The organism is Nocardioides sp. NPDC127514 (genome assembly GCF_040302125.1).
GTDB lineage: Bacteria > Actinomycetota > Actinomycetes > Propionibacteriales > Nocardioidaceae > Nocardioides.
Window position 1 is genome coordinate 115,324 of record NZ_JBEORF010000021.1, and the last position, 14,029, is coordinate 129,352.

Annotated in this window: 13 protein-coding genes; 5 read left to right on the plus strand and 8 right to left on the minus strand. The window is 70.1% G+C overall.

Features of this window, described 5'->3' with window-relative positions; genetic code table 11:
• Positions 1–143: 143 nt before the first annotated feature.
• Together ABTX24_RS17880 and ABTX24_RS17885 are read right to left on the minus strand one after the other, a co-directional pair.
• A complete protein-coding gene (locus tag ABTX24_RS17880; RefSeq protein WP_218131216.1) occupies positions 144–1,253 on the minus strand; it encodes an NAD(P)H-dependent flavin oxidoreductase in 1,110 nt (369 codons plus the stop codon).
• Complete coding sequence (locus ABTX24_RS17885; RefSeq protein WP_350841425.1) at positions 1,250–2,914, minus strand: acyl-CoA synthetase; 1,665 nt, start codon at positions 2,912–2,914, stop codon at positions 1,250–1,252. The genes ABTX24_RS17880 and ABTX24_RS17885 overlap by 4 nt, the downstream gene beginning before the upstream one ends.
• Before the next feature lie 48 nt (positions 2,915–2,962).
• On the opposite strand from ABTX24_RS17885, the gene ABTX24_RS17890 reads away from it, so the two are divergent.
• Entirely contained in the window at positions 2,963–3,778 is an 816-nt protein-coding gene (locus ABTX24_RS17890) for a crotonase/enoyl-CoA hydratase family protein (RefSeq protein ID WP_160023335.1), read from the plus strand.
• Between the two features lie 7 nt (positions 3,779–3,785).
• On the opposite strand, the gene ABTX24_RS17895 is transcribed toward ABTX24_RS17890, so the two are convergent.
• Positions 3,786–4,415, minus strand: a complete 630-nt coding sequence (locus ABTX24_RS17895) for a cytochrome b/b6 domain-containing protein (protein ID WP_350841428.1) — start codon at positions 4,413–4,415, stop codon at positions 3,786–3,788.
• A gap of 109 nt (positions 4,416–4,524) precedes the next feature.
• On the opposite strand from ABTX24_RS17895, the gene ABTX24_RS17900 reads away from it, so the two are divergent.
• The gene (locus ABTX24_RS17900) at positions 4,525–5,112 is read left to right on the plus strand and encodes a dihydrofolate reductase family protein (protein WP_350841430.1); all 588 of its coding nucleotides are present in this window, start codon (positions 4,525–4,527) and stop codon (positions 5,110–5,112) included.
• 6 nt (positions 5,113–5,118) lie between these two features.
• On the opposite strand, the gene fadD8 is transcribed toward ABTX24_RS17900, so the two are convergent.
• From fadD8 to ABTX24_RS17925, 5 genes are all read right to left on the minus strand, one after another.
• On the minus strand, positions 5,119–6,696 hold the full coding sequence (fadD8, locus tag ABTX24_RS17905; RefSeq protein WP_350841431.1) for a fatty-acid--CoA ligase FadD8: 1,578 nt from the start codon (positions 6,694–6,696) through the stop codon (positions 5,119–5,121).
• A 67-nt stretch (positions 6,697–6,763) separates the two neighbouring features.
• A complete protein-coding gene (locus tag ABTX24_RS17910; RefSeq protein ID WP_350841433.1) occupies positions 6,764–7,483 on the minus strand; it encodes a PaaI family thioesterase in 720 nt (239 codons plus the stop codon).
• On the minus strand, positions 7,484–8,734 hold the full coding sequence (locus tag ABTX24_RS17915; protein WP_350841435.1) for an NADH:flavin oxidoreductase: 1,251 nt from the start codon (positions 8,732–8,734) through the stop codon (positions 7,484–7,486). It lies immediately after the preceding gene.
• A complete protein-coding gene (locus tag ABTX24_RS17920) occupies positions 8,731–9,591 on the minus strand; it encodes an SDR family oxidoreductase (RefSeq protein WP_350841437.1) in 861 nt (286 codons plus the stop codon). Before ABTX24_RS17920 ends, ABTX24_RS17915 begins: the two co-directional genes overlap by 4 nt.
• Positions 9,588–10,637 carry an LLM class F420-dependent oxidoreductase gene (locus tag ABTX24_RS17925; protein WP_350841439.1) on the minus strand — a complete coding sequence of 350 codons (1,050 nt, stop codon included), beginning with the start codon at positions 10,635–10,637 and terminating at the stop codon, positions 9,588–9,590. Before ABTX24_RS17925 ends, ABTX24_RS17920 begins: the two co-directional genes overlap by 4 nt.
• Before the next feature lie 83 nt (positions 10,638–10,720).
• On the opposite strand from ABTX24_RS17925, the gene ABTX24_RS17930 reads away from it, so the two are divergent.
• From ABTX24_RS17930 to ABTX24_RS17940, 3 genes are read left to right on the plus strand one after another with little or no spacing between them, the layout of a single operon-like run.
• Positions 10,721–11,683, plus strand: coding sequence for a Zn-ribbon domain-containing OB-fold protein (locus ABTX24_RS17930; RefSeq protein WP_350841441.1), 963 nt, complete (start codon positions 10,721–10,723; stop codon positions 11,681–11,683).
• A gap of 10 nt (positions 11,684–11,693) precedes the next feature.
• Positions 11,694–12,749, plus strand: a complete 1,056-nt coding sequence (locus ABTX24_RS17935; RefSeq protein WP_350841443.1) for a thiolase family protein — start codon at positions 11,694–11,696, stop codon at positions 12,747–12,749.
• The gene (locus ABTX24_RS17940; RefSeq protein WP_350841445.1) at positions 12,749–13,912 is read left to right on the plus strand and encodes a thiolase family protein; all 1,164 of its coding nucleotides are present in this window, start codon (positions 12,749–12,751) and stop codon (positions 13,910–13,912) included. Before ABTX24_RS17935 ends, ABTX24_RS17940 begins: the two co-directional genes overlap by 1 nt.
• Positions 13,913–14,029: the final 117 nt, after the last annotated feature.

Here is a 14,029-nt window from a genome sequence, read left to right on the forward strand (position 1 = left end):
CCTCTGCGGCGGGGTCGTGGTGTGCGGTAGCGGGGCCGGCGACCAGGGTGTGCGATAGCGCGCTGAGGTAAGGCGCGGCGGAGTCAGGGCGTGAGAAAGGCGCCGGCTCGGTCGACGAGCCGGCGCCTTCGTGGTGCTTCGGACTATCCCTCGGCGATCGCGTCCAGGCGCTTGACGGTGGCCTCGAACTCGGCGATGAGGTCGGCCATGACGGCGGCGACGGGGCGTACCTCGTTCATCCGGCCGACGATCTGTCCGACCGGCATCGCGACGACGTCGGGATCCCCCGCGGCGTTGATCCGGTTGTGGGCGTCGGAGACGAGCAGGTTCTGCAGCGGCATCGGCAGCGGCGCCGGCGAGCCCTCGGCCTCCCAGGCATCGGTCCACTTCGACTTCAGCAACCGGGCGGGCTTGCCGGTGTAGATCCGCATCCGGCGGGTGTCGGCGGAGGTGGCGCGGGTGAACGCACTCTCCCAGCCGGCGTGGGTGTTGAGGTTGCGGTACTCGCTCGTCCCGAGCCAGATGGAGCCCGTCCAGACGCCCTGCGCACCGAGCGCCAGCGAGGCGGCGATCTGACGGCCCGAGCCGATCCCGCCGGCACCCAGTACCGGTACGTCCGGCCCGACCGCGTCGACGATGTCGGGCTGGAGCACCATCGAGGCGATCTCCCCGGTGTGCCCGCCGGCCTCGTAGCCCTGGGCGACGATGATGTCGACGCCGTTCGAGACGTGCGAGACCGCGTGCTTCGGGGCTCCCGCGAGGGCGGCCACCTTCACGCCGTGTTCGTGGGCCTTCTCGATCACGTCGTTGGGCGGGGTGCCGAGCGCGTTGGCGATCAGCACCGGCCGGTGCTGCAGCGCGACGTCGACGTGCGAGCGCGCGGTCGAGTGCAGCCAGCCGAGCACACCCTCGCGCCCCTCCCCCTCCGGCAGCGGCGGTACGCCCAGGGAGAGCAGCGTCTTGTCGACCCACTCGGTGTGCTCCGCCGGGATGTAGGCGGACAGGTCGGTCGAGGTGCCTTCGGTCGGCACCTTCATCGGCATGACCACGTCGACGCCGTAGGGCTTTCCGTCGGTGTTCTCGTCCATCCACGTCAGGGTGCGGTCGAGCTCCTCGGCGTCGTTGAAGCGTACGCAGCCCAGCACGCCCAGCCCGCCGGCCTTGGAGACCTCCGCGGCCACGTGCTCCGAGGGGGTGAAGGCGAAGATCGGGTAGTCGATCCCGAACGCCTCGCACAGTGCCGTACGGATCATGCCTTTGCTCCTTCGGGGTCCTGCTCTGCTGCGGTCGCTTGGGTGGCCAGGGCGATCTCCTTGGCCTTGGGGTACTGGGCCTTGCCCGTGGCGTTGCGGGGCACCTCGTCGACGATGGTCAGGGCACGCGGCAGCTTGTAGCCGGACAGGTGAGCCCGCAGGAACGTACGCAGCCCCTCCAGCTCGATGGTCGCCCCCGGTCGTGGCTGGACGACCGCGGCGACGGCCTGGCCGTAGCGCTCGTCCGGGATCCCGACGACGAGGGTGTCGTAGACGTCGGGGTGGGCCTTGATGGCGGCCTCGACCTCCTCCGGGTAGACCTTCTCGCCGCCGGTGTTGATGCAGTTGGAGCCTCGCCCGAGGAGGGTGAGGCGGTTGTCGGTCTCGATCCGGGCGTAGTCGCCGGGGATCGCGTAGCGGGTGCCGTCGATCTCGACGAAGGTCTTCGCCGACTTCTCGGGGTCCTTGTAGTAGCCGACCGGCACGTGGCCCTTGCGAGCGGTGCGGCCGATCTTGCCGACGTCGGTGGCGAGGTCGAGCGGGTGGCCGTCGTCGCCGATCACGGCGGTGTGGGCACCCGCGGTGACGACAGGGCCGTCGGTCGAGAGCGCGGAGGCGTCCTGCAGCCCGGTGCCCTGGAAGCCGGTCTCGGTCGAGCCGATCGAGTCGGTGAAGACCGCGTTCGGGAAGGCCCGCATCCAGCGTTCCTTGACCGACTTGGAGAAGATCGCGGCCGAGGAGGCGATGGCGAACAGCGACTGGCCGTCGAAGCTCTGCCCGTTGCCGGGACCGGCCTCGTACGCGTCGATGAGCGGCACCGCCATCGCGTCACCGGTCATGAACATCATCTGGACCTTCTCGCGGTCGACGATCTCCCAGGTGCGTACCGGGTCGAACTTGGGCTCGAGGATCGTCACCTGGCCGGCGAAGAGGTGCATCAGCAGGCTCGCCTGGGCACCGCCGTGCATCAGCGGGCTGAGCGGCAGGGTGATGAGTCCGCCGCCGGCGGCCTGCTTGGACTGGTCGTACTCCTCCAGCGGCACGCCCGTCATGAAGTCGATGCCGCCGCCGAGCACGCGCCAGAAGTCCTCGTGACGCCACATCACGCCCTTGGGAAAGCCGGTGGTGCCGCCGGTGTAGATGACGTGGATGTCGTCGGGGCTGCGCTCACCGAAGTCGCGCGCGTCGGACTGCCCGGCCTGGGCCTCCTCGAGCGTGACGCCGCCGAACGGGCTCAGGTCGGACTCGTCGTGGGGCTCGAGCGGGTTGGGGACGGCGACGAACGTCTTCAGCCCCTCCAGCTTCGGGGAGACCTCGGCGACCAGCGGCGCGTAGACGCGGTCGTGCACCAGGGCCTTGAGGTCGGCGTTGTCGAAGAGGTACTCCAGCTCGCCGGCGACGTAGCGATAGTTCACGTTGATCGCGACGGCACGGATCTTGAGGATCGCGAGCAGGGCGATGACGTGCTCAACGGAGTTCTTGGAGTAGAGCCCGACGTGATCGCCCTTCCCGATCCCCTGGCCGGCCAGGTAGTGGGCCAGCTTGTTGGACTCACGCTCGAGCTCTGCGTAAGTCACTTTGCGGTCGCCGACTTGGACCGACACCTTCTCGGGCGCGGCGTCGACGGCGTGTTCGAAGAGGTCAGCAAGGTTCAGCGCCATGACTGCGAGACTAGAACACGTTTCAGTTTTCCGCTAGGGTCTGATGTTATGCCGATCACAGAATCTTCTGCTGAGACCCACTCCGGGCCCCACGCGATCGTCGAGCAGGACGGCCACAAGCTCATCGTCACGATGAACCGTCCCGAGCGCCGCAACGCCCTCTCCTCCGAGATGCTGCGGATCATGGAGGACGCCTGGGACCGGGTGAACTCGGACCCCGAGATCCGGGTCTGCATCCTGACCGGCGCGGGTGGCTACTTCTGTGCCGGGATGGATCTGAAGAAGGCGGACGAGAAGCCGCCCTCGGAGTCGTTCGCGGAGGGCTTCGACCCGTCGGTGATCAAGGGTCTGCTCAAGGGCTTCCGCCTCACCAAGCCGCTCATCGCGGCCGTCGAGGGCCCCGCCATCGCCGGCGGCACCGAGATCCTGCAGGGCACCGACATCCGCGTCGCCGGCGAGTCGGCCAAGTTCGGCGTCGCCGAGGCCCGCTGGTCGCTCTACCCGATGGGCGGCTCCGCGGTCCGCCTCCCCCGCCAGATCCCCTACACCGTCGCCGCCGAGCTGCTCCTGACCGGACGTACGCTGCTCGCCCCCGAGGCCAAGGAGCTCGGCCTCATCGGCCACGTCGTCCCCGACGGCACCGCGCTCGAGAAGGCCCACGAGCTCGCCGACATGATCGCCGCCAACGGACCCCTGGCCGTCCAGGCGATCCTCCGCACCATGCGCGAGTCCGAGGGCAAGCACGAGGAGGAGGCCTGGGCCGACGACGCCAAGGTCGGCGCCGCGGTCTTCGCCTCCGAGGACGCCAAGGAGGGGCCCAAGGCCTTCCTGGAGAAGCGCAAGCCCGAGTTCAAGGGACGCTGAGACCCCGTCAGGCCCGGCCCTTCCTGACGTACGCAGCCCCTGGCAGCATCCGCGGCAGCAGCCCACGCCGCAGCACCAGCAGCAGATGTGCGCCGAGCGCGACGAAGAACGCGATGTGGGCGGCGATGTGCAGCGCGACCAGGTCGTCGGATACCGCCACCAGCGCGAGGCCGGTCATCGGGACGACGAACATCAGGGAGAGCAGCGCACGCTCGGTGACATGGGCCAGCCGCCGGTCGCCCGCGGTGAGCCGCGGGGCCCACGGTGGTAGCGGTGCGATCATGCGCCAGGCGACCCGGACGCCGCCGAGGAGCAGGATGGCCAGGCCGAGCAGGATGTGCAGCTCGGGGAGGCTGATGCCGTCCACACCGATGCCGCCACCCCACAGGTCGGACCACGCAGTCTCGAGCGTGCCCTCGTCGCCGAGTCGAGCCTCGCAGGCCTCCTCGATGCGGTCGATTCGCTCGTCCTCCGCGTCGGAGGTGTCACCGCCACTGCGGTCCTCCGCCGGCGGGTCGCAGTCGGCCTCCGTCGACATGGCATAGCCGACCACGAACTGCAGCACGAAGGCGGCGACGGTCAGCCAGTGCAGGGTCTTGGTGACGACCCCATAGCCCGTTGCCGTCGCGCCTGACATCGGAGCCAGCGTAGTGGGACCGCCGAGCCTGTCGTGTCGGATCGGCCGGATTCCGATCGTGGTCCTGGTGAGCGCCGCCCTCCGCGGCGCACCACCAACAGGAGGAACCATGTCCGCCACCTCACGTACCTCTCGCACCCCCGTCCGCCTGTCGATGTCCATGACCCTCGACGGCTTCGTCACCGGCCCGGACGACCGCCATGGCCAAGGGCTCGGTCGGGGAGGTGGGCGGGTCTTCGACTGGCTCGACGACCGTCACGGCGCCGGCGTGAACGGCGACGTCTACCGCGAGTACCTCGCCACGGGGGCGCTGATCTCCGGGCGGCGTACGTATGAGCTGGCCGACCGCTGGGGCGGCGACCACCACGACGGCGTCCCGATCCACGTGCTCACCCACCACCCCGACGACGTCCCGCCAGGCAGTGCCCGCTACTTCACGGACGTCGACCGGTGCGCCAACGAGGCCCGGCAGGCGTCCGGCGACAAGGTCGTCATGGCGCACGGCGCCGGCCTTGCTCAGGCGCTCCTCGCCGCGCACCAGCTCGACGAGATCGAAATCCACCTCGTGCCTGTTCTTCTCGGTGCCGGGAGACGACTCTTCCCCGACGACGGCGTCGGGCCCGTCGAGCTCGAGCTCACCCGACGCCTCGAGGGGCGCGGGGTGACCCACCTTCGGTACGCGATCCGCTACCCCTGACGCACGTCACTTCGAGAAGCGGGCACGGAGGGCCTTCTTGTCCGGCTTGCCGAGGGCGGTCATCGGGATCGCGTCGATCTCGATGACCGACTTCGGCGCGTGGACGGAGCCCTTCCGCTCCTTGACCAGGGCCTGGATCTCGGCGACGACCTCGTCCGAGAGCACGGCGTCGGGGCGAGGGACGACCACGGCGGTGACGGCCTCGCCGAACTTCTCGTGCGGGGTGCCGATGACGGCGACCTGGGCGACCGCGGGATGGGTCGCGATGACGTCCTCGACCTCACGGGGGAAGACGTTGAAGCCGCCGGTGACGATCATGTCCTTGGTGCGGTCGACGATGTACCAGAAGCCGTCCTCGTCCTCCCGCGCGACGTCGCCGGTGTGCATCCAGCCGTCGCGGAAGGTCTCGGCGGTGACCTCGGGCAGCTGCCAGTAGCCACCGGAGAGCAGCGGTCCGGCGACGCAGATCTCGCCGGGTTCGCCGGGCGCGACCGGCTGGCCGTCGGCACCGATCAGGGCGGTACGGACCAGCGCGGACGGCCGACCGCACGAGGTGAGCCGATGAGTGAGCGGCTTCCCGTCGGCGTCGACATGGTCGCCCTTGGCGAAGTAGGTGATCGCCATCGGCGCCTCGGACTGGCCGTAGTACTGCGCGAAGATCGGCCCGAACCGCTCGATCGCCTCGGCCAGGCGCACCGGGTTGATCGCGGAGGCGCCGTAGTAGACGGTCTCGAGCGAGGAGAGGTCGCGGGTGCGGGAGTCGGGGTGGTCGAGGAGTGCGTAGAGCATCGTCGGGACCACCATCAGCGAGGAGATCCGCTCGCGCTCGATGGTCTCCAGGACGGCGGCCGGGTCGAACCTCGGCATCACGAACAGGGTGCCGCCCTTGATCACGACGGGCACGAAGAAGGCCGCGCCGGCGTGCGAGAGCGGGGTGCACATCAGGAACCGGGGCGCCTCGGGCCACTCCCACTCCGAGAGCTGCACCTGGGTCATCGTCGCGAACGACCCGGACAGCCCGATCACTCCCTTGGGCTTCCCGGTCGTGCCACCGGTGTAGGTGATCGAGGTGACGTGGTCGGGCGGGAGCAGTCTCGCGGCGAGCGGCTCGACCGGATAGGTCTCCGCAGCGGCGACGAGATCGACGCCGACGTCCGCCAGTTGCGGCGGGACCGGCCCGATGGTCAGCACCCGCTTCAGCCCCGGGCACATCTCCAGCAGCTCGACGGCGCGATCGGCGAAGTAGGGGTCGATGATCAGACCGGTGATGCCGGCATCGTTGATGACGTACGCCTGGTCCTCCGCGCTGCCCAGCGGGTGCAGCGCCGTGCGCTGGAATCCCTGGGTCTGGCCGGCGCCGAGGATGAAGAGCACCTCGGGGCGGTTGAGCGCGAGCAGCGCGGTCGCCGAGCCGGTGCCGGCACCGAGCGCCTCGAAGGCCTGGACGTACTGACTGATCCGCGCCGCCACCTCCGCCCCGGTGAGACTCACTTCTCCGAGATGAATGATCGGACGGTTCTTGTGGCGCTCCAGCGCCGAGACCATCAGATGACCGTTGTGGGGACCGATGCGGCTGGTATCCATGCCCGCACCTTACCGCGAAACTAGAACGTGTTCTAGACCTGACGAAGACGGCTGGGCGGGAGCCGGTTCAGGCGTCGCCGACGTGATCCCGGTCGGCGGCGGCCATCGCCTCGCGTGCCCAGCGCGGGAGAATGAAGATGCCCTCGGCCTCGACGCACACCACCGGTTCGGAGCCGTCGGTCGGCCGGGTCAGCAGCCGGCCGCGTACGACCGCCTTCACGCCTTCCGTCGACGCGATCCGCGCCTCACCGCGCAGCGGCCCCAGCGGGGTCCCCTGCTTGTAGACGATCGTCAGGGTGCCGGTCATCCCGGGGCGACCGCCCGCCGAGGCGGCCTCGCCGAGCAGCTGGTCGAGAATCAGCGCCGAGACACCGCCGTGGACCAGCCCCGGCGGGCCCTCATAGGCGGGCCCGAGCGTGAAGTCGGCCCAGACGTCCTCGCCGTCGCGCTGCACCGCCAGCGGCGGGGCGAAGGCGTTCCCCTTCCCGACCACCGGGTTGCCGTAGTTGCGGAAGCCGCCGTCCGCCCCGAACCGGACCCCGTGCGGACCGGGCAGTGCCTCGGCGAGCAGCTCATCGGCCAGCGCCTCGACCCGGCCACGTACGTCATCGAGGACCGAGTCCGAGACCTGGGTGCGCACGACGGCGTCGACGAGCCGGCGCACCGAGTCCGTCAGCGGGACCAGGCTGGCCTCCCGCTCCTTGATCTCGGCGTCGGTCATGTCGTCATGGACGTATCCGGCAGGAGCCTTCGGGTGGTGGGCACGTCCGTAGTGCATGGAGGACATCTAGCTTCTCGTCTCAGGTCTGTCGGCCGAGGAGGCTTCGGCCAAGATCGGGTGAGCCTCACCGTAGACGTGCTCGTCGTCGAGATGGCAATGGGTCCCCGGGTAGATCGTCGACATGCACAGGTTGCAGTGGGTGCATCGCGACACTGTCGAGGGGTCCGCCCGGAGGCGGTTGACCAGGTCCGGCTCGCGAAGCAGCGCGCGGGCCATCGCGACGTACTCGAAGCCCTCGTCCATCGCGGTCCGCATCCCGGTCAGATCGGTCACCCCGCCGAGGAGCACGAGCGGCATCGTGAGCGCGCGGCGGAACTCGCGGGCGTTGTCGAGGAAGTAGAGCGGCTTGTAGGGGTACTCCTTGAAGAAGCCCTTGCCCACCATCCGCATGCCCATCCTGATCACCGGGTGCAGCGGCATGTTGGCGGCCATCTCGCGGTAGGGAGCGTCGCCGCGGAAGAGATACATCGGGTTCATGAACGATGAGCCGCCGGTGAGCTCGAGCGCGTCGAGGTGACCGTCGGACTCGAGCAGGCGCGCGAACTCCACCGACTCGGGCAGGTCGAACCCACCGCGGTAGCCGTCGCGCATGTTCATCTTGGCGAGCACGGCGACCTGGCCGCCCACTGCCTCCCGCACCGCAGCCACGATCTGGCGCGGGAACGAGGCTCGGTTGGCCAAGGACCCGCCGAACTCGTCGGTACGCGAGTTGAGGCGCGGACTGAGGAACGAGCTGGGCAGGTAGTTGTGGCCCAGGTGCACCTCGATCGCGTCGAACCCGGCTTCGACCGCCATCCGGGCCGCGGCGCCGTGCTGCTCGACGACCCGGGCGAAGTCCGCCGCGGTCGCGGCGCGGTTGAACGCCATCCCCAGCGCGTTGAACGAGCGCGTCGGCGCCAGCGACGGCACCCCGTTGGACTTGGCGTTGGCCACCGGGCCGGCGTGACCGATCTGGGCCGAGATCTTGGCGCCGGTCGTGTGGACCTCATCGGTCAGCCGCCGCAGCCCGGCCAGTGCCTCCGGGCGCCAGTAGATGCAGTCGGCGTGCGTACGTCCCTCCGGGGCCACCGCGAGATAGGCGACCGTGGTCATCCCGACGCCGCCCTCGGCGACGGCGAGGTGGTAGTCGATCAGCCGGTCCGAGACGAGCGCCCCGGGCGAGGCGCCCTCGAAGGTCGCCGCCTTGATCACCCGGTTGCGCAGGGTCACCGGGCCCAGCGTCGCCGGCGCGAGCGGGTCGGTCGTGGAGTCGGTCACGCGCGTACCTTCCTGAATTCACGCATCCTGCGCAGATAGCCCCGCAACCGCCGGCCCGGCACCGGCCGCGGCCAGTCGTCGGCCCGGAACCAGGCGTCGGTGCCGCCGTCGACCACGACGACGCTGCCGACCATGAAGTCCGCGGCGGGGCCGAGCATGTGGATCACCCAGTCGGCGAGCAATCCGGGGTCTCCGTAGCCGCCGGCCGGGACCGGGAAGGACCGGATCGCCTTCGCCTCCCCCGGCGTCGCGAGCTGCTTCTCCAGCAGCGGCGTCAGCACCGCGCCCGGCGCGATCGCGTTGAGCCGGATCCCGGCCCGTACCCATTCCGGCTCGACCGCGCGCCGCCGCACCCAGCGAGTGACCGCGACCTTCGAGGCGCCATAGGCCATCGCCGGCGCCCCCTTCCCGAAGATCCGATACGCCTTCAGCGCCCGCTCCGCGTCGCCCTCGAGCAGCGCCGCGACCGCCCGCGCCGGGATCAGCGGCATGGTCGTGGTCGAGTTGCTGGAGAAGACCACGACCTTGGCGTTCCCGGTCGCGGCGAGCGCCTCGCGCCAGCCCTCGAGAAGCTCGACGACACCGAGGTAGTTGACCTGCGTGATCAGGGCGGGCCTTTCGCGCCCCGGCGCCGGCCCGAGCCCGGCCGCGAGGACCGCGCCGTCGAGCCGGCCGCCACAGGCGGCGAGCACCTTCTCGGTCGCGTCGCGGCGACCCTGCGGCGTCGACAGGTCGGCGACCACATCCGCCTCCGCGATGTCGACGGTCACGACCCGGTGTCCGGCGGCGAGGAGTCGCTCGACCACCGCGGCTCCCATGCCCGAGGCCGAGCCGGTGACGGCGTAGACAGCCGTCACCCGAGCACCTCGGCGATGCGGTGGACGTCGGCGGCCGAGCCGAGGCTCAGCAGCAGCGTGGTCACACCGGTCTCCTCCCACTGGGCCACCTTGTCGCGTACCTCCGCCTCGGTGCCGATGATGTGCAGGTCGTCGACGAGCTCGTCGGGGATGAGCGCGGTGGCCTTCTCCTTCTCACCGGTCAGGTAGAGCGCCTGGACCTGCCCGGCGAGCTCGGCGTAACCCATCCGCTCGAAGACCTGGTTGTGGAAGTTCTGCTCCTTGGCACCCATCCCGCCCATGTAGAGGGCCGCGAACGGCTTCATCGCCTCGAGCGCCGCCTGCTTCTCGTCCGCGTTGGCGACGACCTGGAGATGGCAGGTCGCGGCGATCTCGAAGTCGTCGGCGGTACGCCGCGCCCCGGGTCGTGCGAAGCCCTCGGCCAGCCAGTCGGCGTACATCGGGGCGGATCTGGGGGTGTAGAAGATCGGGATCCAGCCGTCGGCGATCTCGGCCGTCTGGGCGACGTTCTTGGGGCCTTCGGCACCGAGCCAGATCGGGATGTCGGCCCGCAGCGGGTGCACGATCGGCTTGAGCGGCTTGCCGAGACCGACCGACCCCTCGCCCGTGAAGGGAAGCGGGTAGTGCGGCCCGTCGTTGGTCACCGGCGCCTCCCTCGCGAGCACCTTGCGGATGATCGAGACGACCTCGCGGGTGCGGGCCAGCGGCTTGCCGAACGGCTGGCCATACCACCCCTCGACCACCTGCGGACCGCTCACGCCGAGTCCCAGGATGAACCGTCCTCCGGAGAGATGGTCGAGGGTCAGCGCATGCATCGCGATCGACGTCGGCGTACGCCCGGACATCTGCACGATCGAGGTGCCGAGACGGACCCGAGAGGTCTCCCGGCCCCACCAGGCCAGCGGCGTCAGGGCATCACTCCCCCACGCCTCGGCGGTGAAGATCGCGTCGAACCCGGCCTCCTCCGCGGCGGCGACGAGCTCGCCGACACCGGTCGGTGGCTGTGCTCCCCAGTAGCCCAGCTGTAGCCCCAACTTCACTCTCATCGACTCCTTCGTCCGAGGCTCCGCCGCCGATCGGCAGGGCGTACGGGTTGTGGCCAATACTAGAACGTGTTTCACTTTCTGTCATGAGTCGCACCCTTCAGGCACCCGTGACGGTCGCCTTCGACTACACCAGATCCACAGGCCCGGTGATCGGCCGCTTCCTCACCGGACTGCGAGACACCACCATCGTCGGCGGCCGGCTCGGCGACGGTCGAGTCGCGGTCCCACCCCCTGAGTACGACCCGGTCACGCACCAGGCCGTGACCGAGTTCGTCGAGCTCCCCGACACCGGCACGGTCACCTCGTGGACCTGGGTCAGCGAGCCCGTCGTCGGCCAGCCGTTCGAGAGGCCGTTCGCGTACGCCCTGATCACCATCGACGGCGCCGACACCCCGTGGCTGCACGCCGTCGACGTCGCCTCCCCCGACGACATCGAGACCGGGATGAAGGTCCGAGCCCGATGGGCCGAGGAGCGCACCGGCTCGGTCAACGACCTCGTCTTCGAGGCCGACGGCGGCGACCCAGCAGGCAACCCAGCAGGCAACCCGGCGCAGGCCGGAGGCGAGGACGTCAGCCTGATCGTGACCCCGGTCAGCCTCGACTACCACTACGCGGCCTCGCCGGAGGAGTCCTCGTTCTTCCGCGGCCTGGCCGAGGGCCGGATCCTGGGCCAGCGCTGCCCGAAGTGCCGGAAGGTCTACGTCCCACCGCGCGGCGCCTGCCCGACCGACGGCGTGCCGACCGCGGAGGAGATCGAGCTCTCCCACGTCGGCACGGTGACCACCTTCTGCATCGTCAACGTCCCGTTCCTGGGACAGAAGATCAAGCCGCCGTACGTCTCCGCGTACGTCCTCCTCGACGGCGCCGACATCGCGCTGCAGCACCTGATCCTGGACATCCCGGCCGAAGAGGTCCGGATGGGGATGCGGGTCAAGGCGGTCTGGAAGCCGCGTGACGAGTGGGGCACCAGCATCGAGAACATCAGCCACTTCGCGCCGACCGGTGAGCCGGACGCGGACTTCGACAGCTACAAGCACCACCTGTGAGGAGCGCTCAGTGAGAGACGTTGCCGTCGTCGGGTTCGCCCAGCGACAGATGAAGGACTTCGACGGGTCGCCGAGCATGGCCGAGCTGCTCGTGCCGATCCTGGCCGAGTGCTACGAGCAGACCGGATGGGCCAAGAAGGACATCGGGTTCTGGTGCTCGGGCTCGTCCGACTACCTGGCCGGCCGGTCGTTCTCGTTCGTGAGCGCGATCGACGCGATCGGGGTGCTGCCTCCGGTCAACGAGTCGCACGTCGAGATGGACGCCGCCTGGGCGCTCTACGAGGCCTGGATCAAGATCCAGACCGGCGAGGTCGACACCGCGCTGGTCTTCGGTTTCGGCAAGGCGTCGGCGGGCGTCCTGCGCCGCACGCTGTCCCTGCAGCTCGACCCCTACACGATGACGCCACTGTGGCCCGACACCGTCTCCCTGGCCGCACTCCAGGCGCGCCTCGGGCTCGACGCCGGGCTCTGGGACGAGGCGGCTCTGGCCGAGGTCGTCAACCGGTCGCTGACCGATGCGGAGAAGAACGAGTACGCCGTCCGTGCCGGCGGCTCCTCGGTGAGCGAGCTGCTCGCCCGGCCGATGTTCGCCGACCCGCTGCGCAAGCACGACTGCGCTCCGGTGACCGACGGCGCCGCCGCGATCGTGCTCGCCGCCGGCGACCGGGCGTACGACGCCAACCAGCGTCCGGCCTGGATCACCGGCATCGCGCACAGCTCCGACGGTCTTCACCTCGGCACGCGCGACCTGACGATCTCCGGCTCGGCTCAGCGGGCAACAGCCGCCGTGGGCGGCACCGCGGGCGTCCAGGTCGCCGAGCTGCACGCGCCGTTCAGCCACCAGGAGCTCGTCCTGCGCTCGGCGCTCGGACTGGCTGATGACGTACAGATCAGTCCTTCGGGCGGGGCGCTCGCCGCCAACCCGATGTTCAGTGCCGGCGCCATCCGGATCGGGGAGGCCGCCAAGCGGATCTGGGACGGGTCGGCCGACAAGGCGCTCGGCCACGCGACCAGCGGTCCGGCACTGCAGCAGAACCTCGTGTGCGTGATGGAAGGACGAAACTGATGGGCAAGACCCCAGCCGCCGTGATCGGGATCGGCCAGACCCACCACCGCGCCAAGCGCGAGGACGTCTCGATGGCCGGGTTGTGCCGTGAGGCGATGGACCGGGCGCTCGAGGACGCCGGCCTGACCCTCGACGAGGTCGACGCCATCGTCATCGGCAAGGCACCAGACCTGTTCGAGGGCGTGATGATGCCCGAGCTCTACCTCGCCGAGGCGCTGGGCGCGGCCGGAAAGCCGCTGCTGCGCGTGCACACCGCGGGCTCGGTGGGCGGATCGACCGCGATCGTCGCCTCCTCGCTGGTGCAGGCCGGCGTCCACAGACGCGTCCTCACCGTCGCCTTCGAGAAGCAGTCGGAGTCCAACGCGATGTGGGCGCTCTCGGTGCCGATCCCGTTCGTGATGCCGGTCCACGCCGGCGCGGGCGGCTACTTCGCCCCGCACGTACGCTCCTACATCCGCCGTGCCAACGCGCCCTCGCACATCGGCGCGATCGTCGCGGCCAAGGACCGCAACAACGCACTGAAGAACCCGTACGCGCACCTGCACAACGAGGGCACCACGGTCGAGTCGGTGCTGGCCTCGCAGATGCTCTGGGACCCGATCCACTACGACGAGACCTGCCCCTCCTCGGACGGCGCCTGCGCGATGGTCATCGCCGCCGAGGACGTCGCCAAGACGTACGAGGCACCCGCCTGGATCCACGGCACCGTGATGCGCTCCGAGCCCACCTCGGCCGCCGAGCGCGACCAGGTCAACCCGCAGGCGGGGCGCGAGGCCGCGGCGGCACTGTGGAAGGCGACCGGGATCACCGACCCGGCCCGCGAGATCGACTGTGCCGAGATCTACGTGCCGTTCGCCTGGTTCGAGCCGATGTGGCTCGAGAACCTCGGCTTCGCCGCCGAGGGCTCGGGCTGGAAGCTCACCGAGGCCGGCGAGACCGCCCTCGGCGGCAGCCTGCCGGTCAACATGAGCGGCGGCGTACTCTCCTCCAACCCCATCGGCGCCTCCGGCATGCTCCGCTTCGCCGAGGCCGCCCTGCAGGTCCGTGGCCGCGCCGGCGAGCACCAGGTCGACGGCGCCCGCCGGGCACTCGGGCACGCCTACGGCGGCGGCTCGCAGTTCTTCGCGATGTGGGTCGTCGGCGCCCAGCCGCCGACCAACTGACCTCGTCGAGTCGGCTCGTCCTGACCGAATCTCGCGTCGAGTCGGCTCGTCATGACGGCTTCGCCTCCCTCGACCTGATCAGCCACGGTCGCGCCGGGTGGAACGTGGTCACCACCG